We start from the raw sequence: 26,238 nt of genomic DNA, 5'->3' as shown, positions 1-26,238 counted from the left end.
TTTTCAAGAAGGTTTGGCAGAAGTACAAAAAGATGAAAAATGGGGATTCATAGATAAAAGAGGAAACGAGATAGTAGAGTTAAAATATGATGAAGTATTATGTTTTAAAGAAGGTTTGGCGGCAGTACAAAAAGATGAAAAATGGGGATTTATAGATAAAAAAGGAAATGAGATAATAAAGTTAAAATATGATTATGTAGGGTATTTTAAAGAAGGCTTAGCAGTAGTAAATAAAGGCTATAAATGGGGATTCATAGACAAAAAAGGAAGAGAGATAATAGAATTAAAATATGATTATGTATATGATTTTAAAGAAGGCTTAGCAATAGTAGAAAAATATAATAGATTTGGGCTAATAGATAAAAAAGGAAATAATATAATAGATATAAAGTATGATGGTATAGATATTGATTTTAGAAATGATTTAATATTTGTAAAGAAAAAAGGAAAATGGGGATTCATAGATAAATTAGGCACAGAGTTAACGGAATTTGTATATGATAAAATTATTACTTTAAAAGAAGAAATATTAGTAGTATCGAAAGGAGAAAAAATTGGTTTTATAGATAAGACAGGTAAAGAAATTACAGAGATAAAATATGATTATATTGAATATTCATTAGGATGTATTAGATTACTATCTGAAAATAATAAACAAGTAAAAAATTATACACAAGATATTTTAAGTTTATTTTTAGAATCATATTGGGATTGTAATTATATCGATTATTTAACATCAGTATTTAGAGAAGATGCCATTATAGTAAAAAAAGATGGTAAATATGGCTATATAGACAAAATGGGAAAGGAATTAACAGAAATAAAATACGACGCCGTATCGACATTTACAGATGGCATTGCTGTAGCAATAAAAGACTTTAAAATAGATATAATAGACGGGGATATCCCATATCTAACATATCATGATGTGAATATATTAAGATGGATTATAGACAGAATAATAGAACAAGGTAAGTATATAGTTATTGATGTTAACTGGAAAAAAGTTAACACTTTGGAATATAATGTTTTAAAAGATAAATTAGAGTGTGCAGTAATATTAGCTCTGTTTGACTTTATATTATACTAAGATGATTGTATGAAACAATTTTTATCTCATAATATAACTTGAAATGTGTTGAATATATATATATAATATAATATAATATGGTAAAAATAAATATATTACTATATTACTAATTTTATAAAAAATTATAATATTTAAGGAGAAATTAATATGTCAAATGAACTTAGAAAAACTAATTTATTTTATTATGCAACAAGTGAGCTTTCACAAGATGCTTTTATTTGTTATTTAGTAGCACACCTTATAAAAGAATGTAGAAACGACAATGAGCAAATATATAATTGTGCAGTAGAGTTTGTAAACAAGATTTTGAAGACAAAAGGAATAGAGTTCAATGAAGACATGGAAGTAGAGATAAAAAAACAATATAATAAAATAGATGTCCTTATTATATTGAGTGATAAAAAACATGAAAAAAAATATTATGTTATAATAGAAGACAAAACGTTTGCAGATACGCATAATGACCAAATAAACAGATATAAGAGCGGTCTAATTAAAAGTGAAAAATTAGATAATGATGAGGATATAATTTGTGTTTTCTATAAAATTATTGAGCAATCTGAAGATGAAAAAGATGTTGATATAGAATTTAAGAGAAATGATATACTTGAAATACTTAACAAATATAAAAATAATAATAATAGTCAGATATTCTTAGATTATATAGAGTATCTTGAAGATATAGATACAAAAGTCAATTCATACAAAACATTGGATATCAGTGAATGGTTTAGCGAATCTTACAGAGGATTTTTCAAAGATTTAAAAGAAAATTTTTTAAAAGAGGAAGATTCTAAATGGGGATTTGTGAATAACGTAAAAGGAGGATTTATGTTTTTTTGCTACTCCATATTTAAGAAAAATGACGGACACTATATTGGTATTGATAAAGATTTTTATGATGAAATATATTTACAAATAGAAGATAACGAACTTGCCGTAAAATATAAGGTAACAAAGGATATTGCCGAATACAATAGACATAAGGATAATAAAGGATATATAGAAAAATTGAAAAACAATAGAGATATAATTTATAAAAAAGTGCTTGAAAATTTAAATGAAAAATGGAAAAAAAGTTTTAATAAAACTTCATTTAGAAGAGGAAGATATATGACTGTAGCTAAAATAGAGTATGATATGTCAAATTACAAAGAAATATTTACTGATGTAAAAAGTGCTTTACTATCAATAAAGTTATAATTAAGAAAAAATATTGTAATATATTGACGGATATATAATAAATTAAAAATCGAGGTGTTTGCTATTCAAGCTAAAAAACTGATTATAATGAATATATTGGATATTTTGAAAAAATATTCAGATGAAGATCATAGACTAAGTCAAAAAGATATAGCGGATATACTGAAGTCTAAGTATGAAATGGTTGCAGATAGAAGAGCTATAAAACGTAATATAATGAATTTGATTGATTTTGGATATGATATTGAATATAGCGAAAAAGTAAGAAATATAGTAGATAAAAATGGTAATGAAGAAGAAACCATCCTATTATCAGATTTTTATCTTAATAGTGGTTTTACAGATGTAGAACTAAGATTATTGATAGATGGCGTATTATCATCAAAAAATATGCCACATACTCACCAAAAAAAATTAATAGAAAAAATTGAAAATCTGTCAAATAAATATTTCAAATCAAAAGTACAGTATATAGGATCTATATCTGATAATAGTATTCAAAACAAAGAATTGTTTTATATAATAGAAATTTTAGATGAAGCAATAAGCAAGAATAAAAAAGTATCATTTTACTATAATGATTATGGAATGGATAAGAAGCTTAATCCTAAGAAGAACAATGATGGAATAGAAAAAGAATATATAGTCAATCCATACCAAATGGCAGTAGCAAACGGAAGATATTATCTTATATGCAATTATGATAAATATGATAATATGTCTAATTACAGAGTGGATAAAATATCGAATATAAAAATACTAAAAGAAAAAAGAAAATCTATAAAAAAGGTAAAAGATTACAAAGACGGACTTAATATGCAAAAACATATGGCAGAGCATATCTATATGTTTGCAGGAGAGAGTATAAGAGTAGAGATGCAAGCTAAAAAATATATAGTATCAGAGCTTATAGATTGGTTTGGGAAAAACATAGAATTTAGAAATGAAACAGAAGATGAAATTGTTGCTGTTGTAAATATCAATAAAAATGCTATGAGAAGATGGGCATTGCAATATGCACTTCATGTCAGGATTACACAACCACAGGAATTGGTAGATATTTTAAAAAAAGATATACAAGATGCATATAATAATTATTATTTTGATTTTTAAACTGCTCTATTGTTTATTAGAGCAGTTTTTTATGTACTATTTTTAGTATATAGATTATGTTAAGATAAGATTATAAATTAATGCTATTATTTTAATGGAAATAGTGGTATTTTTATTCACATAATATTAAATTATGGATAAGTTCTTATGAAAATACAGCATGATATTTTTCTGTTATTCTATGAGTGATTGTTATAATTAAATGTCAGCATTAATGCTATTATTCATTTATAGATAATTTATTTTTTCAAAATATCATAATTAAAATGATTTATAAATAGATTGCTTAAAATGCTGAAAGTTTATGATTAAAATAATGCCTATAATGTAAGTATTGGAAAAGGAGGAGATAATGAATATTAAAAAATATTTAATTATGATATAATAGTCAAAAGAAATAATCATAATAAATATGAAATTCTATATGATTTTAAGTTAAAATTAATTAAAACAAAGGAAGATATCATATGAAACATATTTTTCCAAGCTATATAAATTTAAAAAATATAAAATATAATATAGATGAAAAAAAATTAGAAATATATGTATCATCAGAGGAGCCTATAAAAGAAGAAGTTCTTATCAAAAAAGAAGCAGAGATTAAGGATTATCTGAATTTATATGACGTAGATATAATAGAAAGATATACGATAGATGAAAATAATATATATACGATGAAACAAAAAACTCAAGATGCACCTAAAAAAGTGGAAATAAAAGGTGAAAGTGTGCCTATATCACAGATAAAAGGTGAATTTGACAATGTTATAATAACAGGTGAAGTATTCAATGTAGAAACGAAAGTTTTGAAGAACAACAAAACCATGATAACTTTTATAATAGGTGATGATACGGACGCTATTTATTGTAAAAGGCTTATAAATGAAAAAAATGGCGACAGCGATATGTTGTCAAACGGTCAGTATATAAAAGCATCAGGCAAAGTGGAATACGACCAGTACAAAAAAGACTTTATGCTGAACGTACAAAAAAGTCAAGAACTTATAAAAATAGTAAAAAAAGATTTGTCACCTGAAAAAATGGTAGAATTGCATGCACATACTACCATGTCGCAAATGGACGGTTTAACCTCTGTAAAAGAGTTGATTAAAAGAATAAAAGGCTATGGACATACAGCGATAGGCATAGCAGACCATGCAGTTGTACAAGCCTATCCTGAAATTATGGAAGTTGCCAACAAACAAGGTATAAAACCTATATACGGCTGTGAATTTTATATAACTGAAGACACACAAGAGCATATAAAGGTAAGAAAAACAGCAGGTTTTAATGATGAATATGTTGTGTTCGATATAGAAACAACAGGTTTTTCCAATAAAAATGATGCGATTACGGAAATAGGGGCTGTAAAAATAAAAAATTGTGAGATAGTAGGCACATTTTCACAGCTTATAAATCCTAAAAGACCGATACCCGAAAAGATACAAAAACTCACAGGCATAACAGACGAGCTTGTTGCAGATAAACCCTTTATAGAAGAAGTGTTGCCGAATTTCTTGGAATTTTGTAGCGGAAGTGTACTTGTTGCACATAACTCGGATTTTGATACAGGTTTTATCAGAGAAAAGTCATTTGAGCAAAAATTGAACTATGATTTTGACGCAATAGATACGCTTGTATTGTCAAGGCTTATAATGACAGAGCTTAAAAATCACAAGCTTAACACTATTGCCAAAGAGCTTGATATTTCACTTGAAAATCACCATAGAGCAGTAGATGACGCCACAGCTACAGCACATATATTTTTGAAATTCATAGAAAAACTCAAAAATATGGATATAGAGGATTTCAACGATATAAACAACAAGATAAAAAGCATAGACGTAAGTAAGATAAGACCTACAAATGCAGTAGTAATTGCAAAAAATCAAGCAGGTATAAAAGATTTATATAAATTGGTTTCGCTTGCACATATAAAATACTTGCAAGGAACTACACCTACTTTACCAAAATCTGAATTAAAAGCATTAAGAGAAAATCTCCTCATAGGCTCAGGATTTTATGAAAGTGACATATTTTCAGCAATACTTAGCAATAATTCCATAGAAGAAATAGAAAATTTAGTAGATTTTTATGACTATATAGAGATAAATCCTGCAACTACAATGCGAGGACTTATAATAGAAGGAAGAGTAAAAGATTTTGACGAAATAAAAGATATAAACAAAAAAATATTAGATATAGCACAAAGGAAAAATAAAATAGTTATAGCATCATCAAACTCGCATTATCTTGATGAAAAAGAACAGTTATACAGAAAAATTTTAAAAGCCTCTATAAAAAAACGTGATGAAAATGCAAACGACGACCTGCAACTAAGAACAACAGACGAAATGCTTGAAGAATTCTCATACCTTGGAGAAGATATTGCAAGAAAAATAGTAATAGAAAACACAAATAAAATAGCAGAAATGATTGAAGAAGTAATGCCTGTACCTGACGGAACATTTCCGCCTATTATAGAAGGCTCGGACGTTGAACTTAGAGATATGTGCTATAAAAAAGCAAAAAGAATATACTCAGATAATTTACCCGAAATAGTAGAAAAAAGACTTGAAAAAGAACTTAACTCCATAATAACAAACGGTTATGCAGTTATGTATATAATAGCTCAAAAATTAGTTACAAAATCATTGTCAGACGGCTATCTCGTAGGCTCAAGAGGATCAGTCGGTTCATCACTTGCTGCATATATGAGTGATATTACAGAAGTAAACGCACTTCCGCCACATTATATATGTCCAAAATGTAAACATAGCGAATTTATAACAGACGGCTCATACGCAACAGGAGCAGATATGCCTGATAAAAATTGCCCTGTTTGTAGCGAAAAATATATAAAAGACGGATTTGATATACCATTTGAAACATTTTTGGGATTTGAAGGAGACAAAGAACCAGATATAGACCTTAACTTCGCAGGAGAATATCAACCAAATGCACATAAATACACCCAAGAGCTTTTCGGAGAAGATTATGTGTATAGAGCAGGAACAATAGGTACAGTTGCGGACAAAACAGCATTCGGCTTTATAAAAAAATACGAAGAAACATATAATGAAAAATTTTCTATCCCATATATAGAAATTTTGCAAAATTATTGTGTAGGCGTAAAGAGAACATCAGGTCAACATCCCGGTGGTGTAATGGTAGTACCGGATTATAAAGATATATATGACTTTTCTCCGATACAATATCCTGCAAATGATAAAAAATCAGGAACACTCACAACACACTTCGACTACCACTCAATAAGCGGTAGAATATTAAAGCTTGACATACTCGGACACGACGGTCCGTCAATTATAAAACAACTCGAAGAATTTACAAACACCAACGGTACAGACGCTCCGCTAGACGATAAAGAAACCATGGAATTATTTTCAGGAACAAAATCACTTGGTTGCAGCTTAGAAGAAATTGATTGTATAACAGGGACACTCGGAATACCTGAATTCGGTACAAAATTTGTAAGACAGATGCTTATAGATACAAACCCGACTACACTTGGAGAGCTTATAAGAATATCAGGGCTTTCTCACGGAACACTCGTATGGGTAGGCAATGCACAAGATTTGGTAAGAAATAATATAGCTACCTTAAAAGAAGTAATATGTACAAGAGACGATATAATGAATTATCTTATATTAAAAGGACTAAAACCAAAGACATCATTTAAAATAATGGAAAATGTAAGAAAAGGTAAAGGACTCACAGAAGAATACGAAAAAGATATGGTGGATAACAAAGTACCTGAGTGGTATATAGACTCCTGTAAAAAAATACAGTATATGTTTCCAAAAGCCCATGCCGCAGCCTATGTTATGCTTTCATTCAGAATAGCGTATTACAAGATACATTATCCTTCAGCATTTTATGCAACATATTTTACAACAAAAGTGCTTGATTTTAATGCTAATATAATATCCAAAGGCAAAGATGAAATATTGAAAAAGATAAAAGAAATAAATATGCTCGGAAAAAGTGCAACGACAAAAGAACAAGGTCTGCTCAGCGTGCTTGAAGTAGCATATGAAATGTATCAAAGAGGTATAAAACTGAAAAAAGTAGATTTATATAAATCCGATGCAAAAAAATTTAAACTTGATGAAAACGGAGATTTGATACCACCATTTTTAGCAATACAAGGCTTGGGAGACGTAGTTGCAGAAAAAATCTATCAAGAAGGCAGGATAAGAGAGTTCATATCAATAGAAGATTTGAAAAACAGAACAGGTATATCAAAAACTGTTGTTCAAGAGCTCATAGACAGCGGTTGTATAGAAGGACTATAGAATTAATTAAATGGAATTTTTGTTTTAAACTAATATATTGGAGTTAAAAAATGAAATTTCTACAATATTAGAAATTAGTATTAGAATTTTACATGTGGTTAAAAATTATCATATTATAAGGAGAAAATAATGAAACTTTATTTTGAAATGTATTCAGGGATATCAGGCGATATGACTATCGGCGCATTATTGGATTTGGGGGCAAGCAGAGAAAAACTTGAAAATGCTATAAAATCGTTAAATATAACAGGGTATGAACTAAGTTTTTCAAGAACTAAGAAAAATGGAATAGATGCTTATAACTTTGATGTGGAATTACATAATCATTCAGATGAAGAAGGACATAACCACCACGATGAGCATCATCATGAACATTTACACAAAGAACATGATCATGGCGGACTTTTAGAACATCATCACCATCACCATCACGATGAACATGAGCACCACCATGACCATCATCACCACGATGAACATGAGCACCACCATGACTATCATCATCACGATGAACATGAGCATCACCATGACCATAATCATCATCATGAACATTCACATGAACATAGAAATTTAAAAGATGTATATGAAATAATTGACAGAGGAGATTTTAATTACAATATAAAAAATAATGCTAAAAAAATATTCGATATTATTGCAAATAGCGAATCTAAAGCACATAATATAGACAAAAATGAAGTACATTTTCATGAAGTAGGTGCTATAGATTCCATAATAGATATAGTAGGCGTCAGTGTGTTGTTAGATGACTTGAATGTTGAAGAAATATACTTTTCAGATTTATACGATGGGAAAGGTTATCAAAAATGTGCTCATGGTATGATGCCGGTACCTGTACCTGCTGTACTCAACATAGTGAATGCTCATAATCTAAAATTAAATATAATAGATGATATGGGAGAGCATATCACACCTACAGGTGCAGCTATTGTAGCTAATTTTAATAGAGGTTATAAGCTTGAAGACTTTACAATCAAAAAAATAGGCTTAGGTGCAGGAAACAAAGATTTTGCAAACACAACTAATATATTGAGAGTTATGGAGATAGAAACGGATAAAAAAAAACAATAGAAGTCATAGAAACCAATGTAGATGATACTTCGGCGGAAGTACTTGGATATGTTATGGAGCAGTTAAATGATATGGTTCTGGATACATTTTTTACACCTATATTTATGAAAAAAAATCGTCCGGCATATAAATTATCAGTAATATGCGATAAAGAGTATGAGAAAGAGATAGAAAAAATAATATTTAGAAATACTACTACAATAGGTGTGAGAAAATATGAAGTGCAAAGGGATATATTGAGTAGAAGAGCAGAAAAAGTTTATTATGAAGATATGGAATTATATCTTAAAATAGTAAATTTTGAAGATGAAGAATATATATATCCTGAATATGAAAGTGCAAAAAAATTGGCTAAAAATAAAAATATTCCTATAAAAGCGGCTTTTGAAATGATAAAGGATATTTATAGGAATATAGATTTATTATCTAAGTAGAAAAATATATGTTTTTAAGAATATATTATATTATTTATAGTATATGGTATATTTTGTATTATATCACTTGCAAGAACACTATACATATTTTTTGAAAGGTTTCTTGCTATATATGAATGCAAATAAACTGCTGACGAAACGGCATTTAAGACGGATATTTTTTGTCCTATGAAAGATGTAATCATTCCTGTAAGGCAATCGCCCATACCGCCGGTTGCCATTGCAGGAACACCTATATTGCTTATATATGTGATATTTCCGTCAGTTATTACAGTCTCTTTTCCTTTTAAGACCAATATTACATTGTATTTTTTTGCAAAATCCGTTGCAATTTTTTCTTTATCTTTTTGTATTCGGTTTATGTCTAATTTGCTTAATCTTGAAAATTCACCTTCATGAGGGGTGAGTATGATTTTATTTTTATAATTTTCAAATATATCCATATTTTCAGATAACACGTTGATACCGTCAGCATCTACAACTATCGGGCAGGAGGAATTGTTCAAACAGTATATAAGCTTGTCAAGTGTGTATTTTCTTTTTTCCATTCCACAGCCTATGGCTATACAATCAGCAGTTTTTACAAGAGTTTCAAAATCATCTTTATAATTTTCTATATCAAGCACCATAACTTCATTAAGTTTTTGCGATATTATAGGAAATATATTATTTTCAACAGCAAGCGTAACAAGTCCGCTACCTGAACGCATACAAGCTGATGCACATATACAAGGGGCACCTGTAAATCTTCTGCTACCACCTAATATAAGTATTTTCCCGTAATTACCTTTATGTGATTCATCTTTTCTTATAGGTATGTAATTTTTTATATCTTGCAAGGATAATATTTTTGACATTTTAATTTTCCTCGATAAAGTTGTTTTTTATTTAAAGTGAAATAAAATGATTTTTTGATTAGATTTCTTTAAAATAAAAAATAAGATTTAGTATAAAAATGCCTGAAAAGTATGGATATTTATAAAATATCAATGATAAATTATACTTTTCAGACACAGATTTGAATATTTTGATTTTAATTATATAAGTTTTTTAGCTTCTTCTATGGCTTTATCATAGTCAACATGGTTTGTAACTTCGCTTACATATTCAACATATCTTATAGTGTCATCTCTGTCAACTACTACTATTCCTCTTGCAAGTAGTTTTAATTCATCTATTAAAAATCCGTATTTAAGTCCGAATTCTCTATCTTTATAATCTGATGCAACTACTATATTATCTATTCCTTTTGCTGCACAAAATCTGCTTTGTGCAAATGGTAAATCAAGGCTTATAGTTATGATTTCAACGTCTTTAAGTTGAGATGCTCTTTGATTGAAGTCGATAGTTTGTAATTCACATACACCTGTATCAATAGATGGAACAACTGATATTATTCTTATTTTTCCTTTTGATTCATCAAAATTATAGTTTGATAAATCTTGTTTTGTCAAATTAAAGTTTTCAGCTTTTTCGCCTACTTTTGCCTCTTTACCTAATAAAGTTACAGGGTTTCCAGCCATAGTTACTGTTCTTTTTTCCATTGTTATTATCTCCTTTTTCATAATACACTGTTTTTGTGTAGTTTTGTTTTATATTTTTACAGCAAATCAGCTTAATAAAGTAATGAGGATATTTGTAAAATATAAGTCGGAAGTCATTATTTTTTAAGTGTGCAATTATGTTGTAAACCTAAAAAGATGCTTTAATAAGTGGATTTGCTATATTAATTGTAAAAAAACTTTTATATTTTTATGTGTGAATGAGCAATCGTAAATCATTTAATCAAAAATAAGTATAACTCTATATTTTTTATAAAAGAAATAGATTGTAGTGAGTTAAAATAATTGTTACATAGCTTCATCAAGTACACGCTTAACTATTTCTTTGCTTGGTACTCCTTCAAAAACTTTTTCATTTTCTACATAAAAAGTAGGTACATAGTAAAAGTCAACGTCTACAAGTTTTTCTTTTTCGTAATCTATATCGATTTGCTCAATAGGCAAGTTTTTGTATTCTTCGTTTTCATTTAGCAGTTCTTTTAACCAAGCTTTTGCGTTATTGCAATGTGGACACCATGATGCTACGAACATTCTTATTTTTTTCATGAATAAATCTCCTATCTATAAAATGATAATAATATAAAAATTTACTGATAAACAATCTGAGCATATACTAAACATAAAATATATCAAATGAAGATTGTAGTTTTAATATTAAAAATAAAAACATATATCTATATAGATAAAAAAAAGTTCAATAATGTCTGATTGTTTATGAATAAATATAAATCAAAAAATGGGTTTATATTTATTAAATTTATTTTAAAATATAGTTTTTGTTATTTATATTCAAATAAATTTTAATATAAAATACATTTTTTATTTATACCATAAAAAATTTAATATTAACATTTTGATACATTATTTTTAAAAAATATGCTATAATTATAAAGAGATTTTGTATAAATTTTTGTATTTAAAATTTATTTTATTAAGTAGGTGGACGGTGAAATCGGACAAAGCATTTTTTAGCGGGATAGAGAAAAATATAGGTTATGTCTTTGAAAATAAGGGGCTTATAAAAACTGCACTTACACACAGTTCGTATGTCAATGAAAATAAAAATTCAAGAGATAATGAAAGGCTTGAATTTTTGGGAGATTCTATATTAAGTCTTGTAGTGAGCAACTATATATTTAATTACAAGAGTAATTTAAAAGAGGGTGAGCTCACAAAAATAAGAGCAAGCTGTGTATGTGAAAAATCACTTATAAATGTTGCTAATAAACTTAAAATTGGTGATTATATAAGGCTAGGTAAGGGAGAGCAAAACTCCGGAGGGAAAAAAAGAACTTCTATATTGGCAGATGCAACTGAGGCGATAATTGCCGCTATATATTTGGATTCTGATTTAGAAACAGTTTCTAAATATGTGATATTATGGCTTGAAGATACTATTGTATCAGCTATTAAACACAAAAAAGACAGTGATTATAAAAGCAAACTACAAGAAGAGATTCAAAAAGTAAAAGGTAGAGTTTTGAAATATGAAGTGGTCGATGTAGAAGGTCCGGACCATGACAGAAAATTTACTATATGCGTTTATTGTGATAACAAATTGATAGGAAAAGGACAAGGGAACAGCAAAAAAGAGGCTGAGCAAAATGCTGCTCAAGATGCACTTTCCAAACCAAATGATAATTTATAAGCTAAAGCATGAAGTTAAAAAAATTTGACATTATGCTTTAACCTATATAGTTATTTAATGCTAACTGTTTTAAATATTTATTTAGCAGTAAATTAATTTTTTACAATTTATCCAATATAACCGTCAATTTTTGATTAAAGATGACAGCAGATTGATTATGATGAAACCATATAAATTTTTATGATTAAAAAAGGAATGATTTGATTGAAAAAAACAGCATCTGTATTTATACCTCACTATGGTTGTCCAAATGATTGTGTTTTTTGTAATCAAGTCAAAATATCGGGCAAGACAACCAATCTTGACTATGCTGCTATAGAAAAAGACATAATTAGAGATATATCAACGATTGATGAAAAAGATATAGCAGAAATAGCTTTTTTCGGAGGGAGCTTCACAGCAATAGAAGGTGAAGTACAGGAGATATGCTTATCGCTCGCTGATAACCTAAGGAAAAAGTTAAGTAGAGACATAAAAATAAAATTGTCAACAAGACCGGATGCAATAGACGAAAAAATTATAGACAGATTATTAAAATATAAAGTAGACACAGTAGAACTTGGAGTACAATCTTTAGACGATGAAGTTCTTTTTTTTAGCAATCGAGGACATAACAGCGAGCAGGTGTTTAAAGCATCTCAGCTTATAAAACAGGCAAATATTTCTTTGGGATTGCAGATAATGATAGGTCTTCCAAATGACACAAAAGAAAAATTGTATAATACAATAGAAAAAGTAATATCAATAAAACCTGATATTGCAAGGATATATCCTGTATTAGTCATAAAAGATACACAGCTTGAGCATATGTACAGACAGGGAATATATAAGGCAATGGAGCTTGATGAAGCGATAGATTTGTCAGCATATATGTACAAAAAATTTGAAAATTCAGGCATAAATGTAATACGCATAGGATTACAAGCTACAGATAATATAAATTTTGACAAAGACGTAGTTGCAGGTCCATTTCACAGTGCATTTGGAGAATTGGTTTTAAACAAGATTTATAGAGATAAAATTGAGCAGATATTGTTGGAAGAAAATTTTGCTCAAAAGACAGTAGTTATAAAATCACCTAAAAAATATATTTCCAAAATACTTGGAAATAAAAAGAGAAACTATAACTATTTTAAAGACAAATATGGAATAAGCATAAAAATAGAAAGCTCTCAGGATGATATAATAGACATAATGGGGAGAAGATTTTCAGATAAATCTGTATTACAATAAATTTTTATCTGCACATATAAAATTATTAATATTGATTGGAGGAACAATGTTAGTCATTTATTCAGACAAGATAGTATTGCCCGATAAAATTTTTTCGGGATATATAAAAATACAGGACAATTATATACAATCAATAGATAAATCTATCACAAAGGAAGAAGAAAAATATTTGACGGATCTTAGTGGAACAACTATTATGGCAGGAATTATCAATATAAACAGCAATAATATGAATAAAAATGATTTATATGATATGAACACACTAAGATTTACAAATAAACTTAGAGTTATAGAATATTCTTATGCAGCAGGAGGCGTAAGCACATTATACCATGGTATAAATCTCTCGGAGAAAAACATCAAAAGTGAGCACGAAAAAGGGAAAACTATGGAGATAATGCAATTTATAAAAGATTACAATAATTCTCCTATTTCACTGATTGACAACAAGACGCATTTAAAATTCCAAATACACTCTGTGAAAACTATGGACGATGTGAAACTTATGTTGGATGAAAATTTGCTTGATTTTGTATCTTATGATTTGCTGACAAATTATAAGAATAACAACCTTTATAAAGACTTATATATGCAAAGTTTTTTGCAAGACGAGTTGAACCTCACAGAAGAAAAAGCAGACAAAGTGATTGAAAGAATAAGAGAATTAAGAGGAGAATCGAATATAGACGAGCTTGCATATCTAATCAAGTACGCCCATTTTAGAGGAGTAAAAGTGTGCACATCGGAGTACAAATCCGCAGATAAAATTTATAAAGAGTTTAAAGACACAACAGACATAATAACACTTACGAGCGAAAATTGTAAAGAAAACATATCAAAAGATATATATTTCAAGCTGATAAATACATCAAAAGCCTTGGAAAAATGTACAGATGAGTACTTATCAGATGGAAAAGTTATAATTTCCTCAGATAGAGAACCGAGTGAATTGCTGATATGTCTAAATAAAATGGCAGACAAAATAGGATTGAAAGATGCAGTGAAAACTGCTACAAAAAATCCTGCAGATGCACTTGGAATAGAAGACAGAGGAGAAATAAAAGAAGGTAATATTGCAGATATAATCGCTTTTAAAACTTTTGATGAAGAGCCGATTGTAGTTAATATGATAAAATCAGGAAAAGAAGTGTTTAAGATAAATATTTGATGCTGATAAATTATATCTTTTCGATATTGTCTTGTGCTTATTAGGACATTTACTGTTTTTTTTAAGTTGCTAAAGATAGTATAATATATAAAAAAGATATTTTTGACAAAGATAATTTATAATATTCAAATTAAATAATAAGCGATTACAAACAGATATAATATTTTTATTGTGTATTTTTTAAAATAAGTTTTCATATGATACTAAAACCTATTTAAAATAACATATAACATTAAAATATAAAAAATGCTTTTAAATGTGTTTGATTAAGTGAATTGTTAACACTATCGCAGCAAAAGTACCCATAATCAAATACATATCTGTTCAGCATTTTTGTTGTATGTCTATTTAATATTAGTATTATTTGTTTTAAATAAAAAATTAGTATAAAAGTGGAGGAATACATGAAAAACGAAACAGCCATTATAGTAGATTTTGGTGGACAATACAACCAACTTATAGCAAGAAGAGTAAGAGAAGCTAATGTATATTGTGAAATAGTTCCTTATGATAAAGCTCTTGACAGAATAAAAGTTATTCAGCCTAAGGGAATAATATTCACAGGTGGACCAGCAAGCGTTAATGAAGAAGGCAGTCCTGATATAAGCGATGAAATATTCAAATTAGGTATACCTATTCTTGCAATATGCTATGGAGCACAATTGGTAGCAAAAAAAACAGGCGGAAAAGTAGAAAAAGCAGAAAACAGAGAATATGGAAAAACTACGATAGACTATGCAAACAGTAGTCTGTTTAAAAATATAAGCAAATCAAATATATGTTGGATGTCACATACAGACCATATAGTTGAGTTGCCTAAAGGATTTTCCATATCAGCAAGTACAAAAAATTGTAAAATAGCCTCTATGGAAAACCATGATATGCAAGTTTATTGTCTGCAATTTCATCCGGAAGTAGAGCATACTGTAGACGGATTTACAATAATAAAGAACTTTTTATATGAAGTATGTCATCTATCTCCAAGTTTTACATCAACATCATTCATAGATGATAAAGTAGAACAGATAAAAAAATTAGTAGGAGATAAAAAAGTAATATGTGCGTTAAGTGGCGGAGTTGACTCATCAGTTGCAGCAGTACTCGTAAACAAAGCGATAGGTTCAAATCTTACTTGCATATTTGTAGACCATGGCTTACTTAGATATAAAGAAGCTGAACAAGTAGAAAAAGTATTTAGAGAAACATTTGATATAAATCTTATAAAAATAGATGCAAGTCAAAAATTTTATGATGCATTAAAAGGAGTAACTGATCCTGAAAGAAAGAGAAAAATAATAGGTGAAGAATTTATAAGAATATTTGAAGAAGAGGCAAGAAAATTAGGGAATATAGATTATTTAGTACAAGGCACAATATATCCTGATGTAATAGAAAGTGGAACAAAAGACGCAAGTGTAATAAAATCTCATCACAATGTAGGTGGGCTTCCAGAAGATATGAAACTTACTTTAATAGAGCCACTAAGAGAATTATTTAAAGACGAAGTAAGAAGAGTAGGTTTGGAATTAGGTATTCCGGAAAAAATGATATTCAGACATCCTTTCCCTGGTCCCGGACTTGGTATAAGAGTATTAGGAGAAGTAACAAAAGAGAAATGTGATATATTAAGATTAGCAGATCATATATATAGAGAAGAATTGGATAATTTCGGACTTACTAAAAAAATCTGGCAGGCATTTGCTATACTCCCTGATATAAAAACAGTTGGAGTAATGGGAGATGAAAGAACATATAGCTATGCGATTGGACTAAGAGCAGTAACATCAACAGATGGAATGACAGCTGAATTTTACCCGATGCCATATGACGCATTGCAAAAAATATCATCAAGGATAGTAAATGAAGTAAAAGGAATAAATAGAGTAGTGTATGATGTAACAAGTAAACCTCCAGCAACAATCGAGTGGGAGTAGTTGTCGAATGATAAAATGATTGAAATTGCAAGGTTTATGATATATAAAAAACTATGTTGACCACGTTTTGACCACGTTGTTATTTATTGCTGAAATTAACTTTTCATTTGCGTTTGGATATAAATGTCCATAAGTTTTTAAAGTTTCAACAGTAGAAGCGTGTCCGAGTCTTTTAGATACTGTCAATATATCTACACCTAAACTAATCAAATAAGAAGCGTGGGAGTGCCTTAAACCGTGAACTTTTATTCGAGGTACTCCTGCGATTTTTGCATATTTATCTATAAATTTAGAAAAATATGTTTTTGTCATAGGATAGTAGTTATCAGTAAATAGAAAGTTAATATCATCTTTTACTAAAAATAACGCCTGTAATTCCTGCCATTCCTTAGTTAGTTTTATAGTGTTATCATCTAAGTCAATTATGCGATAAGATGATTTTGTTTTTAAAGTAGAATAATAATATTCATCCTGTGTTTTATAAATTAGATTTTTATTAATATCAATAAGATTATTATTAAAATCTTTAGGTGATAGTCCTGTAAATTCTCCAATTCTCAATCCTGTAAAAAATAAGAAGTGAATGGCGTAATACATTATCTGTTGTCTTAGATCTTTTCTTGGATTTACTTCCTGAAATTTATTAAAATCTTCCAATGTCCAAAACTCTATTTTTGTGTTTTCTGTTTTTACATTCCCTGCAATCTCCGCAGGATTGCTATTAATTATATTGAGCCTTACAGCTCTTTCAAAAATCTGATGCAAAAACACATGAATGCCTTTTACATATCGTTTAGAATACCCTTTTTGTATTAGCTTATCCTGCCAATTATTTATGCTCATCGGAGTTATTTTTTTCAGTTCAGCGTTTTTAAAATATCCTAATATATGAACATCAGCTATGGTTTTTCTGTTATGAAATGTAGTTTCTTTTACTTGTGTGCTATACCAAGCCATAAATGTATCATAAAATTCTCCGAAGATAGTGGTTTCATTATAGATTAATATGCCTTTATGATAACTACTTTTTAATTTAGTATATTCTATCTCAGCTTCTTTTTTTGTCTTAAATCCTCGTCTTGTGGTTTGTTGTCTTTTGCCGGTTATTGGATTAGAGCCTAAGCTTATCTTGAAATAATACTTTCCGTTTTTATCTTTTTGGATATTCATTTTGTATCACCTCCTGATTGTGTATTAGAATATCAATATTATATTTGTAGATAAAAAAGTTGAAGACGTATAAATACACCTTCCACAAAAACACAAAGTTTTATCAATTCGTATATTTATACTATTAAAATTATTAAGGGGTAGGTAGAAATACTGAGAATTCCTATGTGCCTAGGGTTATCCTTTTTTATGCCTTTTTTAGGCTTTCAACAAATCTTTCGGGTTTTTTAAGTAACTGAAAAAAACCCTATACATAAAGTATAGGGTTTTCTTGATTTAGTGTTGCCTCGATAGCAACTTGTAAATTAAGTTTAACTACGACTTAGTTTCCTAATCGTATTGTTCCTATATTTTATCATTTAATTAATAAAATGTCAATATTCTTTTATGAATAGTTGTGTAATCTTTTTATCTATTTGCTCCATAGTTTTATTGGACAGTTGTATATCATAAAGTGGTTCTTTTTGATTTAAAGGATCTTTTACTCTCATTTTACTTATTGTTGTTATTTGGGAAATTAATGCAATTCCTCCTTGCTTTAAGTGAATTATTTTATTTCTACATTTATTTAATTCTTTAACTTTAATATGTGTTAATGATATTTTACTTTCTATTTCATTTACAAAACTATTATAATCTTCTAATGAATTAAAATCCTTCATATCAAGAATTTTTAGTTTGCTTTCCAAGTCTGCTATATAATTATCACATTGAGTTGATAAAAGATCGATTTTTTGATTAACAATATTATAAAATTCATTTCCTAAATCTACTTCTGTTTTATGAATGTTTGTGTTTTTTGAAGACATTGGAATTATTGTAAGATTTGGATTTTCTTTTGTATCTTTTTTATTTAAAACAATTCCGTAGTGCACACCGCCATATTCAGAGCCTATGTTAAAACCCATATTTATTTCAACTATAGAACCTCTTTTAAATTTTGGAATGTATATTGGATTAAATTTACTCTCATTTTTTAAATAGTTCGTATAATCTTTTAACCAATATGTCAATATAACAGATTTTTTATAATCATTGGTTTCTAAATCATTTATATAATTGCTTAAGTTTTCTAATACTCCGATTTTAAATTTATCAAACGCTTGCTTATTATTTATATCTTTATAATCCATAAGTTCTCCTTTATATATTAAAAATTTATTTAATTAAAATATTATATTATAGCTTTTAATATATGAGTTGCTACTTATCTTTCTGAAGCTCTATAGCCTGCTTTTTTTGCGTCTTCTTCCGTATCGAAATATACTGCGTTTTCATCAGATACTTTGTTATAATAAGCTCCACTCGGAACGTGATATACTTTAGTTTTTTTATTGCCTTTTATCTTGCCTTGTGCTGTATTTGTATTAGAAGCATTATCTGTTTTTGTAACAGCTTTTGTATTATTTGCTTGTGTAGTTTTTTGCGTATTTGATTGTTGCTTAGTGTTTTGTTGTGATTTATTATTGCTTGGATAGTTTGCTTTTATGTCTTTCCAAATGCCTATTTTCTTTTCTCTTAACTCTTTTTCTATTTTTTTATAATCATCATATTTTTTTGTATTTTCTCCATATTTTACAACTTTAGCAAATCCATTTTTTACAAGTTCTTCATTTAAGCATTTACCGTCTACATATACATATGCTAACCATCTGCCATATTGGTCTTTTTGTTCTTTGTCAAATTCTAATGTTATTTTTTTGTCTTTTACAAAGTTAGATGTAAACTCTGTGGCTTTCAGAGCCATAGGTATGCTTTTTTTAATATCTTTGTGATTTACTTCAGGTGTGTCTATTTGTAATAATCTTATACGTTGTTCTTCTCCATCAATTTTTATTGCTATTGTATCTCCATCAAATATATTTGTTACTTCATATTGCTTTGTTAAATCTATCTCTTTAGTGATAGTTTTTGATACTTCCGCATATGTATTGTGTAATGTGGGTAATGATGTAAATAATAGCGTTGCTGATAATAGAGCTGTTAATAATTTTTTCATTTTAATTTCTCCTTTTTTTATATAATTAAAATTATTAAAAATTAAGCTCGTTAAGATGTTTTAACGGTATGCCTGTTATATGACTTAACTCATTGTTAGTATAATCTCGTAATTGCCATTTTTCTAAGCTTTCAAATACTAAATATATTGCGAATCTATTTGCTTCGTTTTCTAAGCGGTTTGGTATATGTATATTTGTGTCCATTAAAATTCTGTTTTCATCTTTATGTAATATGAGGTGACCTAATTCATGAGCACATACGAATTCTCTTCTTTTTTCTGATAGATTTTTGTTTATTACTATGAAATAGTTGCGTTTTAAATATCTATAAAAGCCTCTGAGCTGTCCTATATTTGAAAATGATACATCTATATTTAAACAATCGCATAATTCGTATACATTTGTTGTTTTGTATTTTTTTATTAGCTCTATTACTGCCTGTTTCTCTTTTCTCATATTATACCACCTTTATTTTAAATACTTTTTAGGTGTGTACTTTTTGTTTATCTTTTTCACTAATCTTTCTTGTCTTTCCAATTCTTCAAGGAGTAGTTCTATTGTAGTATCATCTAAGGGTTCACCGTCAAACATTAAGCCTTGCTCATCTTTGAGTTGTTCTTTGATTTTTTTCATTGATTTTGCTATGTCTTTTTCGTCTTTATCTTGTGAATTTTGTTCTTTATTTTTTGTTTCGTTTCCCAAAAGGTAGTCTGTTGTTACGTTAAAATATTTGGCTATTTGCAGTTTTACTTCATCACTTGGAACACGTTTATCACTCTCATATTGAGATAATGTTGAGTTGGCTATATTTAATATATTAGCAAATTCTTTTTGAGATAAATTATGATTTTCTCTTAATGTTTTTAATCTGTTTCCAAAACTACTCATAATTGCCTCCTTACCCGTTAAATAATTATAAATTCACATTATGTAAATATAGTATACAAAAAAATTTACAATTTGAAAATATAAATTCACAAAACGAAAAATATTTTTTAAAAAGCTATTGACAATTTACAATTTGTGAATTATTATATATACATAATCAAACGAAAGGAGTGAAAAGCTTGGAAAATAAACTGAAAGAAAAAAGGGAACAATTAGGATATACACAAGAGCAGATGGCTGAAAAATTAAAAATTTCTATAGGTGCTTATAATATGTATGAAAATGGAAATAGGCATATACCAAAAGCTATTGTAAATAAGATAGTAAATATTTTACATTTAAAAAATGATGATATTTTTTTGCCTGAAAAATTCACAATTAGCAAATAAAATGCAAAAATAATTTACTATAAGCAAATTAAACGAAGAAAGGAGCAGAGTGTATGGATGATAAGGTAAGTGTTAAGACAAAAGAAGATTACCCAATCATATTAACTCCAAGTCATGTAGCTGAAATAATGGGTTGCTGTAGTACATCAGCAACTAAATATATCAATGAGGCAAATCTGGAGTTAAAAAGAAGAGGGTTATTAGTTAATATTATTAAAAATGCAAGGATACCAAGAGACAGATTTTTTGAAATATACGGAATATAGGAGATAGCAAGATGAAAGTAAAAGAAGTAACTATATCACTTACAAAAAGAGAGCTTGATATCTTGACTATGGCTATTGAGTCATATCAAGACGAAATCGAAGATGATGAACATAAAGACGAAGTAGATGCTGTATGGGATGATCTATATGAGCTCGACAAAGTATTTAAAAAGGAGGAAGAAATATGAAAACTACAGAGGTATGGTTGGCATATTTTGAAAAGCACGCAAAATTAAGAGAGGATAGTATAGATACACATTTAGACGACAAAGAAGATTATCTTATATATCTATCTATTAGAGGCATAGAGGCAAGAGCTGTAGTAAGAGCTGATGAAAAAAGTATAGCATTACTAAAAGAAAAAATAAAAGAGGTTATAGGAGTAAAGAAGATAAATTCAAAAGAGCTTGACGCTATAAACGTACTGGGCTTACAGATATATGAGATATAAGAGGTGAAACTATGAAAATATTAAGAATATTAAGATTAATAAAAATCAGAAAATCGTTAGGGAGAGGAATGATAAAATGCTTACATTTATAAAAAAATTAATACAAAAACGAAAAAAACAAAAGAAATGGCAAAGACAACTTGAATTAATAGAAGAGTTTAAAAGGAGGTGATTAACTTGCAGGTAAATAAAAAAGCTCTTACAGAAACGGCAATTTCTGATAAGAGCAAACAAAAATAATCAATTGAATAAATAATAGCACAATTAAAAACAAAATGCAACAAGGAGATAAATATGCAATATAGTAACAGCGGATACAAAGCGTATGAAAGTAATATAAAAGCAAATATAAACAATCTTTTAACAGATTATGAAAAGCATATAGATTTACTTGAAACAATAATAAGCGATAAAGACAACGAAATAGATGATTTAAAGATAAAAAATGAAAGTCTGAAAGAAGAGATAGACGAATTAAAAGAACAAATGATATATATGCGACCTATAAGCGAATATGAGCATATAGGAATGAGTGAGGGAGAGTTTTAAATATGAAATTATACGAATTAAAAGAAATATATAACAACATATTAATGCTGATAGATAGTGAACAGACAACACAAGAAGATATGAGCTTGGCACTTGAACAAATCAATGATGAAATAGAAGAAAAAGCAGAAAATATCGCTTGGCTTATAAAAGATATAGATGCAGATATAGACAAGTTTAAAAAGATAGAAGAAGAATTCAGCACGAAAAGAAAAGCATTAGAAAACAAGAAATTAAGCCTTAAAAAATACTTAGAAGATACAATGATAAATTTGGACAAAAAGAAATTCAAGACAGAGTATTTCAGCTTCAATATACAAAAAAACGCACCGTCACTAAATGTAGCTACAGAAAACTATATACCTAATGAATATTATATTACAGAAAGAAAATTAGACAGAAAAAAACTGTTAGACGCAATCAAAAACGGACTTGAAATCAAAGACGTATCACTTAAACAAAGTGAAAGTCTAAGGATAAGATAGGAGATAAACAGATGACTATCAGAAAATTAAAAGCTGAAGAAATAGAAGTAAGGTTATTAAGTATCAAGGAGAACGGCTATTGCGTTCTCCTGTATAAAGATGCAAGAGCAGATATGCGTATTCTTGACGAAACATTTGGAATATTCGGTTGGCAAAGAAAACATGAGCTAATAAACGGAAACCTATTTTGCACAGTATCTATACTGGATAGAGAAACTAATACATGGATAAACAAACAAGACGTAGGTGTAGAGAGTTTTAGCGAAAAAGAAAAAGGACAAGCAAGCGACAGTTTTAAAAGAGCATGTACAAATATAGGTATAGGTAGAGAACTATATACAGCACCCTTTATATGGATAAAAGCCTTAGATGGAGAAATCAAAAAAAGTAACAATAAAAATAATGTATATACAAAACTGTACGTTTCTAAAATTGCCTATGATGAAAGCGGAAATATAAGCACATTAGAAATAAAAGATGAAAAAGATAATATAAGATATTCAACAGCTCTTAAACAACATCAAGATAAAAAGCAAGAAAAAACAAATTCAGCAAATAATACAGGAGCAAAAATAGTACAAACTCAAGCTGATGAGATAAGAACACTTGCAGAAATCAAAAGAGTAAGAATAACAGACATTGAAAATAAAAAAGGTAAAAAATTAGAAGAATTTACACCTGCCGAATATGCAACAATTATGAAATATTTAAGAGGCTTATAAAAACATTGCAATAACTTGATTATAAAATCATATAGCTTTAAAACGTATTTAAAAGCGATTTAACAAAAGATTATATTTAATAATAAATTATTAGCAAGGTGCAAAATGGATGTTGTAGCTAAAATTAACGACATTGTAGAACGTAATATCACAATAACATTATCTAACAATTGTGATATTAAAAAAATAAAAACAGACATAGAAAAAGACAAAGAGTATTTAATCAAAATTGAAGACATAAAAAGCAAAAGAACTTTACAACAAAATAAATATATCTGGGAGATAATATCACAAATAGACAAAAAGATAAACGGATATATGTCTGATGAGATGAGTATTTATATAAGCTTAATAAAACAAGCTAAAATTAAAACTGTATATATCGAGACAGTGGAAGAAGCTAAAAAAGAGTTATTAAAAGTATTCAGATATGTTGAAGATATAGAGGACAGAGTGAGTAGTAAAGGCATTAAAACAGTGTTATATCGTTGTTATTATGGTACGTCAAAGTTTGATAAAAAAGAAATGACAGACTTTATAGAGTGCCTTATCAATTACGCTTATGAAGTCGGTATTGATATATATGGATATGAGCAAATGCTTAGGGGGAGAAGATGAACGAGCAAATAAACAGAAGTTACTATGCGGTTATACCTGCCAATGTGAGATATAACAAATCGTTAAGTAATATAAGTAAGCTTGTATATTCAGAGCTAACAACGATTTTAACAAAAGACAAGAAGATAACAGTTGATGCACATAAAATAAGCAAGAATTTAAATATCCCTTACAACAACGTATTAAAAGCTATAGTTGAATTAAACGAAGCTAAAATAATACGAGTTGAAAACTGGGAAGAAGATAATTTTGATATATATTTTATTTAAATAATTAGAAACTGAAAGATGGGTAAGGAAATGGAATTAGTACAAAGAGCTTTTAAAGGAATATGGATACCTGCTGAGATATGGTTGGCAGAAGATTTAACGATTATTGAAAAATTATTCTTGGTTGAAATAAATAGCTTGGATAATGAAAAAGGTTGCTTTGCGACTAATAAACATTTTAGCGAATTTTTTGGAGTTAGTAAGGGACGTTGTTCACAAATCATCAACTCTTTAAAAGAAAAAGGTTATATTTCTGTATATATAAAAAGAGAGGGAGAAGCGATTAAAGAGAGAGTGTTAAAAACTAATCTTAAGTTAGTAAAAGTTGACTCTGATACCCCTTTAGAAAATGATAACCCCCTATTTAGAAAATGCGAATACCCCTATTTAGAAAATGATAAAGAGAATAATACATTATTTAATAATACATTTAATAATACAAATAATAAAAAAGAAAAAAAGAAAAGTGAGTTTGATTTGCTTATAGATGATTATACAGAAAATGAAGAACTTAAAAAAGCTATATATGATTTTATAGTTATGAGAAAGACAATTAAAAAGCCACTAACCACAAGAGCATTAAATCAAATCCTAAATAAGTTAAATGAGTATGCAAAAGATTATAACACCAAAATCAAGATATTAGACCAAAGTATTGAACATTGTTGGCAATCTATATACGAACTTAAAGACAATAACAATTATCAAGACTATAGCAAGAAAGGAGAAGCTAATGCAGGAACAACAGACAAACCAAAACAACCTTACACATCAAAATACGACTCAAAGCCAGAAAACCCAGACAGTTGGAAATACGCAGACTATTCCGACGTTATCTAATCAAGAAAGACCAAAAAAGGTTTATCAATGTGATATATGCCACGATGAGGGATTTATATTTTATAAAAAACGAGGCTATGGAGATGAAATATACGAATATTCAAAACGTTGTGAATGTCAAATTGCTAAGGAAAATCAAAAGAATATAGAAAAAAGTGACTTGTCAGAAATATATAGACGATGCACATTTGCAAATTATATTGTTGGCACAAAAGAACAAGGAGAGGCAAAAGAAAAAGCAGTTGGATTTTATAGAGAATGCACAAATCCAAATCCTGTAAGTACAGCATATGGAATGCTTTTTTATGGGCAATCAGGAGCAGGCAAGACACATTTAGCTATATCAACACTTAATAACTTTTTGCAATATGGAAAAACTGGATTGTATGTAAATTACTTGGAATTAGTCAGGAAATTATCACAATTTTCAATGGACTATATGCAATACAATCAAGAAATTAGCAAGTGTATAAGTGTTGACGTATTGCTTATAGATGATTTATTCAAAAGTAAATCAAATAGTGATATATCAAGTGCAAAGCTAACGTATATGATTGAGATTATAAATCATAGATACTACAACAAAAAAATAACAATGTTCACTACAGAAAAAAGCATTGACGATTTACTTACAATTGATGAGTCTTTAGCGAGCAGGATTGTACAGATGACAGATGATAGATATATTTTGAATATGAATAACGTAGCAAATTTTAGATTGAATAAACAAAGTTAAATATGCGTAGAATTAAAAATTTGATACCTAAAACAAGAGTTAATTCATTTTTAATATAAAACTATACT

Annotated in this window: 29 protein-coding genes; 21 read left to right on the top strand and 8 right to left on the bottom strand. The window is 28.4% G+C overall.

Annotated elements, in window-relative coordinates; all coding sequences use genetic code 11:
- The 6 genes from HMPREF9630_RS10410 to larC2 all read left to right on the top strand — a co-directional run.
- The coding region (locus HMPREF9630_RS10410) for a WG repeat-containing protein (RefSeq protein ID WP_009527237.1) at positions 1-1,090 on the top strand (1,090 nt) is incomplete at its 5' end.
- Positions 1,091-1,237: 147 nt separating this feature from the next.
- Positions 1,238-2,293 carry a PD-(D/E)XK nuclease family protein gene (locus tag HMPREF9630_RS03910; protein ID WP_009527236.1) on the top strand — a complete coding sequence of 352 codons (1,056 nt, stop codon included), beginning with the start codon at positions 1,238-1,240 and terminating at the stop codon, positions 2,291-2,293.
- Positions 2,294-2,380: 87 nt separating this feature from the next.
- Positions 2,381-3,406, top strand: coding sequence for a helix-turn-helix transcriptional regulator (locus HMPREF9630_RS03905; RefSeq protein WP_141567347.1), 1,026 nt, complete (start codon positions 2,381-2,383; stop codon positions 3,404-3,406).
- A 467-nt stretch (positions 3,407-3,873) separates the two neighbouring features.
- Entirely contained in the window at positions 3,874-7,722 is a 3,849-nt protein-coding gene (locus tag HMPREF9630_RS03900; protein ID WP_009527234.1) for a PolC-type DNA polymerase III, read from the top strand.
- 129 nt (positions 7,723-7,851) lie between these two features.
- Positions 7,852-8,808 (top strand): nickel pincer cofactor biosynthesis protein LarC, encoded by a 957-nt coding sequence (gene larC, locus HMPREF9630_RS03895; protein ID WP_009527233.1) that lies wholly within the window; start codon positions 7,852-7,854, stop codon positions 8,806-8,808.
- Positions 8,805-9,242 (top strand): nickel pincer cofactor biosynthesis protein LarC2, encoded by a 438-nt coding sequence (gene larC2, locus HMPREF9630_RS10590; RefSeq protein WP_330364371.1) that lies wholly within the window; start codon positions 8,805-8,807, stop codon positions 9,240-9,242. The genes larC and larC2 overlap by 4 nt, the downstream gene beginning before the upstream one ends.
- A gap of 14 nt (positions 9,243-9,256) precedes the next feature.
- Here the strand turns inward: larC2 and HMPREF9630_RS03885 are convergent, their stop codons facing one another.
- From HMPREF9630_RS03885 to HMPREF9630_RS03875, 3 genes are all read right to left on the bottom strand, one after another.
- Positions 9,257-10,099, bottom strand: coding sequence for an NAD(P)H-hydrate dehydratase (locus tag HMPREF9630_RS03885; protein WP_009527231.1), 843 nt, complete (start codon positions 10,097-10,099; stop codon positions 9,257-9,259).
- Positions 10,100-10,279: 180 nt separating this feature from the next.
- Entirely contained in the window at positions 10,280-10,786 is a 507-nt protein-coding gene (gene tpx / locus HMPREF9630_RS03880; RefSeq protein ID WP_009525575.1) for a thiol peroxidase, read from the bottom strand.
- Positions 10,787-11,092: 306 nt separating this feature from the next.
- The gene (locus HMPREF9630_RS03875) at positions 11,093-11,350 is read right to left on the bottom strand and encodes a glutaredoxin family protein (protein ID WP_009525576.1); all 258 of its coding nucleotides are present in this window, start codon (positions 11,348-11,350) and stop codon (positions 11,093-11,095) included.
- A gap of 400 nt (positions 11,351-11,750) precedes the next feature.
- Here HMPREF9630_RS03875 and rnc point away from each other — a divergent pair, with 400 nt between their 5' ends.
- The 4 genes from rnc (at position 11,751) to guaA (ending at position 16,787) form a co-directional block, all read left to right on the top strand.
- Positions 11,751-12,452 (top strand): ribonuclease III, encoded by a 702-nt coding sequence (gene rnc, locus HMPREF9630_RS03870; protein ID WP_009525577.1) that lies wholly within the window; start codon positions 11,751-11,753, stop codon positions 12,450-12,452.
- 204 nt (positions 12,453-12,656) lie between these two features.
- Positions 12,657-13,685, top strand: a complete 1,029-nt coding sequence (locus tag HMPREF9630_RS03865) for an elongator complex protein 3 (RefSeq protein WP_009527230.1) — start codon at positions 12,657-12,659, stop codon at positions 13,683-13,685.
- Positions 13,686-13,731: 46 nt separating this feature from the next.
- Positions 13,732-14,853 carry an amidohydrolase family protein gene (locus HMPREF9630_RS03860; RefSeq protein ID WP_009527229.1) on the top strand — a complete coding sequence of 374 codons (1,122 nt, stop codon included), beginning with the start codon at positions 13,732-13,734 and terminating at the stop codon, positions 14,851-14,853.
- Between the two features lie 404 nt (positions 14,854-15,257).
- Positions 15,258-16,787, top strand: coding sequence for a glutamine-hydrolyzing GMP synthase (guaA, locus tag HMPREF9630_RS03855; protein ID WP_009527228.1), 1,530 nt, complete (start codon positions 15,258-15,260; stop codon positions 16,785-16,787).
- Between the two features lie 51 nt (positions 16,788-16,838).
- Here guaA and HMPREF9630_RS03850 read toward each other — a convergent pair whose 3' ends face one another.
- The 5 genes from HMPREF9630_RS03850 to HMPREF9630_RS03830 all read right to left on the bottom strand — a co-directional run bounded on the left by HMPREF9630_RS03850 (position 16,839) and on the right by HMPREF9630_RS03830 (position 20,845).
- Positions 16,839-17,957 carry a site-specific integrase gene (locus HMPREF9630_RS03850; protein ID WP_009527227.1) on the bottom strand — a complete coding sequence of 373 codons (1,119 nt, stop codon included), beginning with the start codon at positions 17,955-17,957 and terminating at the stop codon, positions 16,839-16,841.
- 374 nt (positions 17,958-18,331) lie between these two features.
- Positions 18,332-19,090 carry a type II toxin-antitoxin system PemK/MazF family toxin gene (locus HMPREF9630_RS03845; protein WP_009527226.1) on the bottom strand — a complete coding sequence of 253 codons (759 nt, stop codon included), beginning with the start codon at positions 19,088-19,090 and terminating at the stop codon, positions 18,332-18,334.
- A 74-nt stretch (positions 19,091-19,164) separates the two neighbouring features.
- On the bottom strand, positions 19,165-19,956 hold the full coding sequence (locus HMPREF9630_RS03840) for a thermonuclease family protein (RefSeq protein ID WP_009527225.1): 792 nt from the start codon (positions 19,954-19,956) through the stop codon (positions 19,165-19,167).
- Between the two features lie 34 nt (positions 19,957-19,990).
- Complete coding sequence (locus HMPREF9630_RS03835; protein ID WP_009527224.1) at positions 19,991-20,413, bottom strand: ImmA/IrrE family metallo-endopeptidase; 423 nt, start codon at positions 20,411-20,413, stop codon at positions 19,991-19,993.
- Between the two features lie 12 nt (positions 20,414-20,425).
- Entirely contained in the window at positions 20,426-20,845 is a 420-nt protein-coding gene (locus tag HMPREF9630_RS03830) for a helix-turn-helix domain-containing protein (RefSeq protein ID WP_009527223.1), read from the bottom strand.
- A gap of 179 nt (positions 20,846-21,024) precedes the next feature.
- Here HMPREF9630_RS03830 and HMPREF9630_RS03825 point away from each other — a divergent pair, with 179 nt between their 5' ends.
- The 11 genes from HMPREF9630_RS03825 (at position 21,025) to HMPREF9630_RS03780 (ending at position 26,170) form a co-directional block, all read left to right on the top strand.
- The gene (locus HMPREF9630_RS03825; RefSeq protein WP_009527222.1) at positions 21,025-21,234 is read left to right on the top strand and encodes a helix-turn-helix transcriptional regulator; all 210 of its coding nucleotides are present in this window, start codon (positions 21,025-21,027) and stop codon (positions 21,232-21,234) included.
- A 53-nt stretch (positions 21,235-21,287) separates the two neighbouring features.
- Positions 21,288-21,500, top strand: coding sequence for a hypothetical protein (locus tag HMPREF9630_RS03820; RefSeq protein WP_009527221.1), 213 nt, complete (start codon positions 21,288-21,290; stop codon positions 21,498-21,500).
- Between the two features lie 11 nt (positions 21,501-21,511).
- Positions 21,512-21,688: a hypothetical protein gene (locus HMPREF9630_RS10405; RefSeq protein WP_009527220.1), complete on the top strand. Its 177-nt coding sequence runs from the start codon at positions 21,512-21,514 to the stop codon at positions 21,686-21,688.
- Positions 21,685-21,951, top strand: a complete 267-nt coding sequence (locus HMPREF9630_RS03815; protein WP_009527219.1) for a hypothetical protein — start codon at positions 21,685-21,687, stop codon at positions 21,949-21,951. Before HMPREF9630_RS10405 ends, HMPREF9630_RS03815 begins: the two co-directional genes overlap by 4 nt.
- A gap of 294 nt (positions 21,952-22,245) precedes the next feature.
- Positions 22,246-22,500 carry a hypothetical protein gene (locus HMPREF9630_RS03810; protein ID WP_009527217.1) on the top strand — a complete coding sequence of 85 codons (255 nt, stop codon included), beginning with the start codon at positions 22,246-22,248 and terminating at the stop codon, positions 22,498-22,500.
- A gap of 2 nt (positions 22,501-22,502) precedes the next feature.
- On the top strand, positions 22,503-22,985 hold the full coding sequence (locus tag HMPREF9630_RS03805; RefSeq protein WP_009527216.1) for a siphovirus Gp157 family protein: 483 nt from the start codon (positions 22,503-22,505) through the stop codon (positions 22,983-22,985).
- A gap of 11 nt (positions 22,986-22,996) precedes the next feature.
- Complete coding sequence (locus tag HMPREF9630_RS03800; protein ID WP_009527215.1) at positions 22,997-23,707, top strand: hypothetical protein; 711 nt, start codon at positions 22,997-22,999, stop codon at positions 23,705-23,707.
- Positions 23,708-23,812: 105 nt separating this feature from the next.
- Positions 23,813-24,325, top strand: coding sequence for a hypothetical protein (locus HMPREF9630_RS03795; RefSeq protein ID WP_009527214.1), 513 nt, complete (start codon positions 23,813-23,815; stop codon positions 24,323-24,325).
- The gene (locus tag HMPREF9630_RS03790; protein ID WP_009527213.1) at positions 24,322-24,594 is read left to right on the top strand and encodes a hypothetical protein; all 273 of its coding nucleotides are present in this window, start codon (positions 24,322-24,324) and stop codon (positions 24,592-24,594) included. The genes HMPREF9630_RS03795 and HMPREF9630_RS03790 overlap by 4 nt, the downstream gene beginning before the upstream one ends.
- 30 nt (positions 24,595-24,624) lie before the next feature.
- Positions 24,625-25,434 (top strand): helix-turn-helix domain-containing protein, encoded by an 810-nt coding sequence (locus tag HMPREF9630_RS10070; protein ID WP_207634964.1) that lies wholly within the window; start codon positions 24,625-24,627, stop codon positions 25,432-25,434.
- Positions 25,328-26,170 (top strand): DnaA ATPase domain-containing protein, encoded by an 843-nt coding sequence (locus HMPREF9630_RS03780; protein WP_081580846.1) that lies wholly within the window; start codon positions 25,328-25,330, stop codon positions 26,168-26,170. Before HMPREF9630_RS10070 ends, HMPREF9630_RS03780 begins: the two co-directional genes overlap by 107 nt.
- The last annotated feature ends 68 nt before the right edge of the window (positions 26,171-26,238 follow it).

The sequence above is a fragment of the Peptoanaerobacter stomatis genome (genome assembly GCF_000238095.2).
GTDB classification, from domain to species: Bacteria; Bacillota; Clostridia; order Peptostreptococcales; family Filifactoraceae; genus Peptoanaerobacter; species Peptoanaerobacter stomatis_A.
Note: the sequence above shows the minus strand (reverse complement) of the source record. Positions and strands in the feature narration are given on the sequence as shown.

Excerpts from the sequence above, each read along its gene's own strand:
- HMPREF9630_RS03810 (WP_009527217.1), top strand. The coding sequence starts at position 22,246 with ATGCAATATAGTAACAGCGGATACAAAGCGTATGAAAGTAATATAAAA.
- HMPREF9630_RS03905 (WP_141567347.1), top strand. The coding sequence starts at position 2,381 with ATGAATATATTGGATATTTTGAAAAAATATTCAGATGAAGATCATAGA.
- HMPREF9630_RS03780 (WP_081580846.1), top strand. The coding sequence starts at position 25,328 with ATGCAGGAACAACAGACAAACCAAAACAACCTTACACATCAAAATACG.
- HMPREF9630_RS10405 (WP_009527220.1), top strand. The coding sequence starts at position 21,512 with ATGAAAGTAAAAGAAGTAACTATATCACTTACAAAAAGAGAGCTTGAT.
- guaA (WP_009527228.1), top strand. The coding sequence starts at position 15,258 with ATGAAAAACGAAACAGCCATTATAGTAGATTTTGGTGGACAATACAAC.
- HMPREF9630_RS10070 (WP_207634964.1), top strand. The coding sequence starts at position 24,625 with ATGGAATTAGTACAAAGAGCTTTTAAAGGAATATGGATACCTGCTGAG.
- HMPREF9630_RS03830 (WP_009527223.1), bottom strand. The coding sequence starts at position 20,845 with ATGAGTAGTTTTGGAAACAGATTAAAAACATTAAGAGAAAATCATAAT.
- larC (WP_009527233.1), top strand. The coding sequence starts at position 7,852 with ATGAAACTTTATTTTGAAATGTATTCAGGGATATCAGGCGATATGACT.
- HMPREF9630_RS03910 (WP_009527236.1), top strand. The coding sequence starts at position 1,238 with ATGTCAAATGAACTTAGAAAAACTAATTTATTTTATTATGCAACAAGT.
- tpx (WP_009525575.1), bottom strand. The coding sequence starts at position 10,786 with ATGGAAAAAAGAACAGTAACTATGGCTGGAAACCCTGTAACTTTATTA.
- HMPREF9630_RS03850 (WP_009527227.1), bottom strand. The coding sequence starts at position 17,957 with ATGAATATCCAAAAAGATAAAAACGGAAAGTATTATTTCAAGATAAGC.
- HMPREF9630_RS03900 (WP_009527234.1), top strand. The coding sequence starts at position 3,874 with ATGAAACATATTTTTCCAAGCTATATAAATTTAAAAAATATAAAATAT.
- HMPREF9630_RS03845 (WP_009527226.1), bottom strand. The coding sequence starts at position 19,090 with ATGGATTATAAAGATATAAATAATAAGCAAGCGTTTGATAAATTTAAA.
- HMPREF9630_RS03835 (WP_009527224.1), bottom strand. The coding sequence starts at position 20,413 with ATGAGAAAAGAGAAACAGGCAGTAATAGAGCTAATAAAAAAATACAAA.
- HMPREF9630_RS03875 (WP_009525576.1), bottom strand. The coding sequence starts at position 11,350 with ATGAAAAAAATAAGAATGTTCGTAGCATCATGGTGTCCACATTGCAAT.
- HMPREF9630_RS03795 (WP_009527214.1), top strand. The coding sequence starts at position 23,813 with ATGGATGTTGTAGCTAAAATTAACGACATTGTAGAACGTAATATCACA.
- HMPREF9630_RS03790 (WP_009527213.1), top strand. The coding sequence starts at position 24,322 with ATGAACGAGCAAATAAACAGAAGTTACTATGCGGTTATACCTGCCAAT.
- HMPREF9630_RS03820 (WP_009527221.1), top strand. The coding sequence starts at position 21,288 with ATGGATGATAAGGTAAGTGTTAAGACAAAAGAAGATTACCCAATCATA.
- HMPREF9630_RS03805 (WP_009527216.1), top strand. The coding sequence starts at position 22,503 with ATGAAATTATACGAATTAAAAGAAATATATAACAACATATTAATGCTG.
- HMPREF9630_RS03860 (WP_009527229.1), top strand. The coding sequence starts at position 13,732 with ATGTTAGTCATTTATTCAGACAAGATAGTATTGCCCGATAAAATTTTT.
- HMPREF9630_RS03800 (WP_009527215.1), top strand. The coding sequence starts at position 22,997 with ATGACTATCAGAAAATTAAAAGCTGAAGAAATAGAAGTAAGGTTATTA.
- HMPREF9630_RS03840 (WP_009527225.1), bottom strand. The coding sequence starts at position 19,956 with ATGAAAAAATTATTAACAGCTCTATTATCAGCAACGCTATTATTTACA.
- HMPREF9630_RS03815 (WP_009527219.1), top strand. The coding sequence starts at position 21,685 with ATGAAAACTACAGAGGTATGGTTGGCATATTTTGAAAAGCACGCAAAA.
- HMPREF9630_RS03885 (WP_009527231.1), bottom strand. The coding sequence starts at position 10,099 with ATGTCAAAAATATTATCCTTGCAAGATATAAAAAATTACATACCTATA.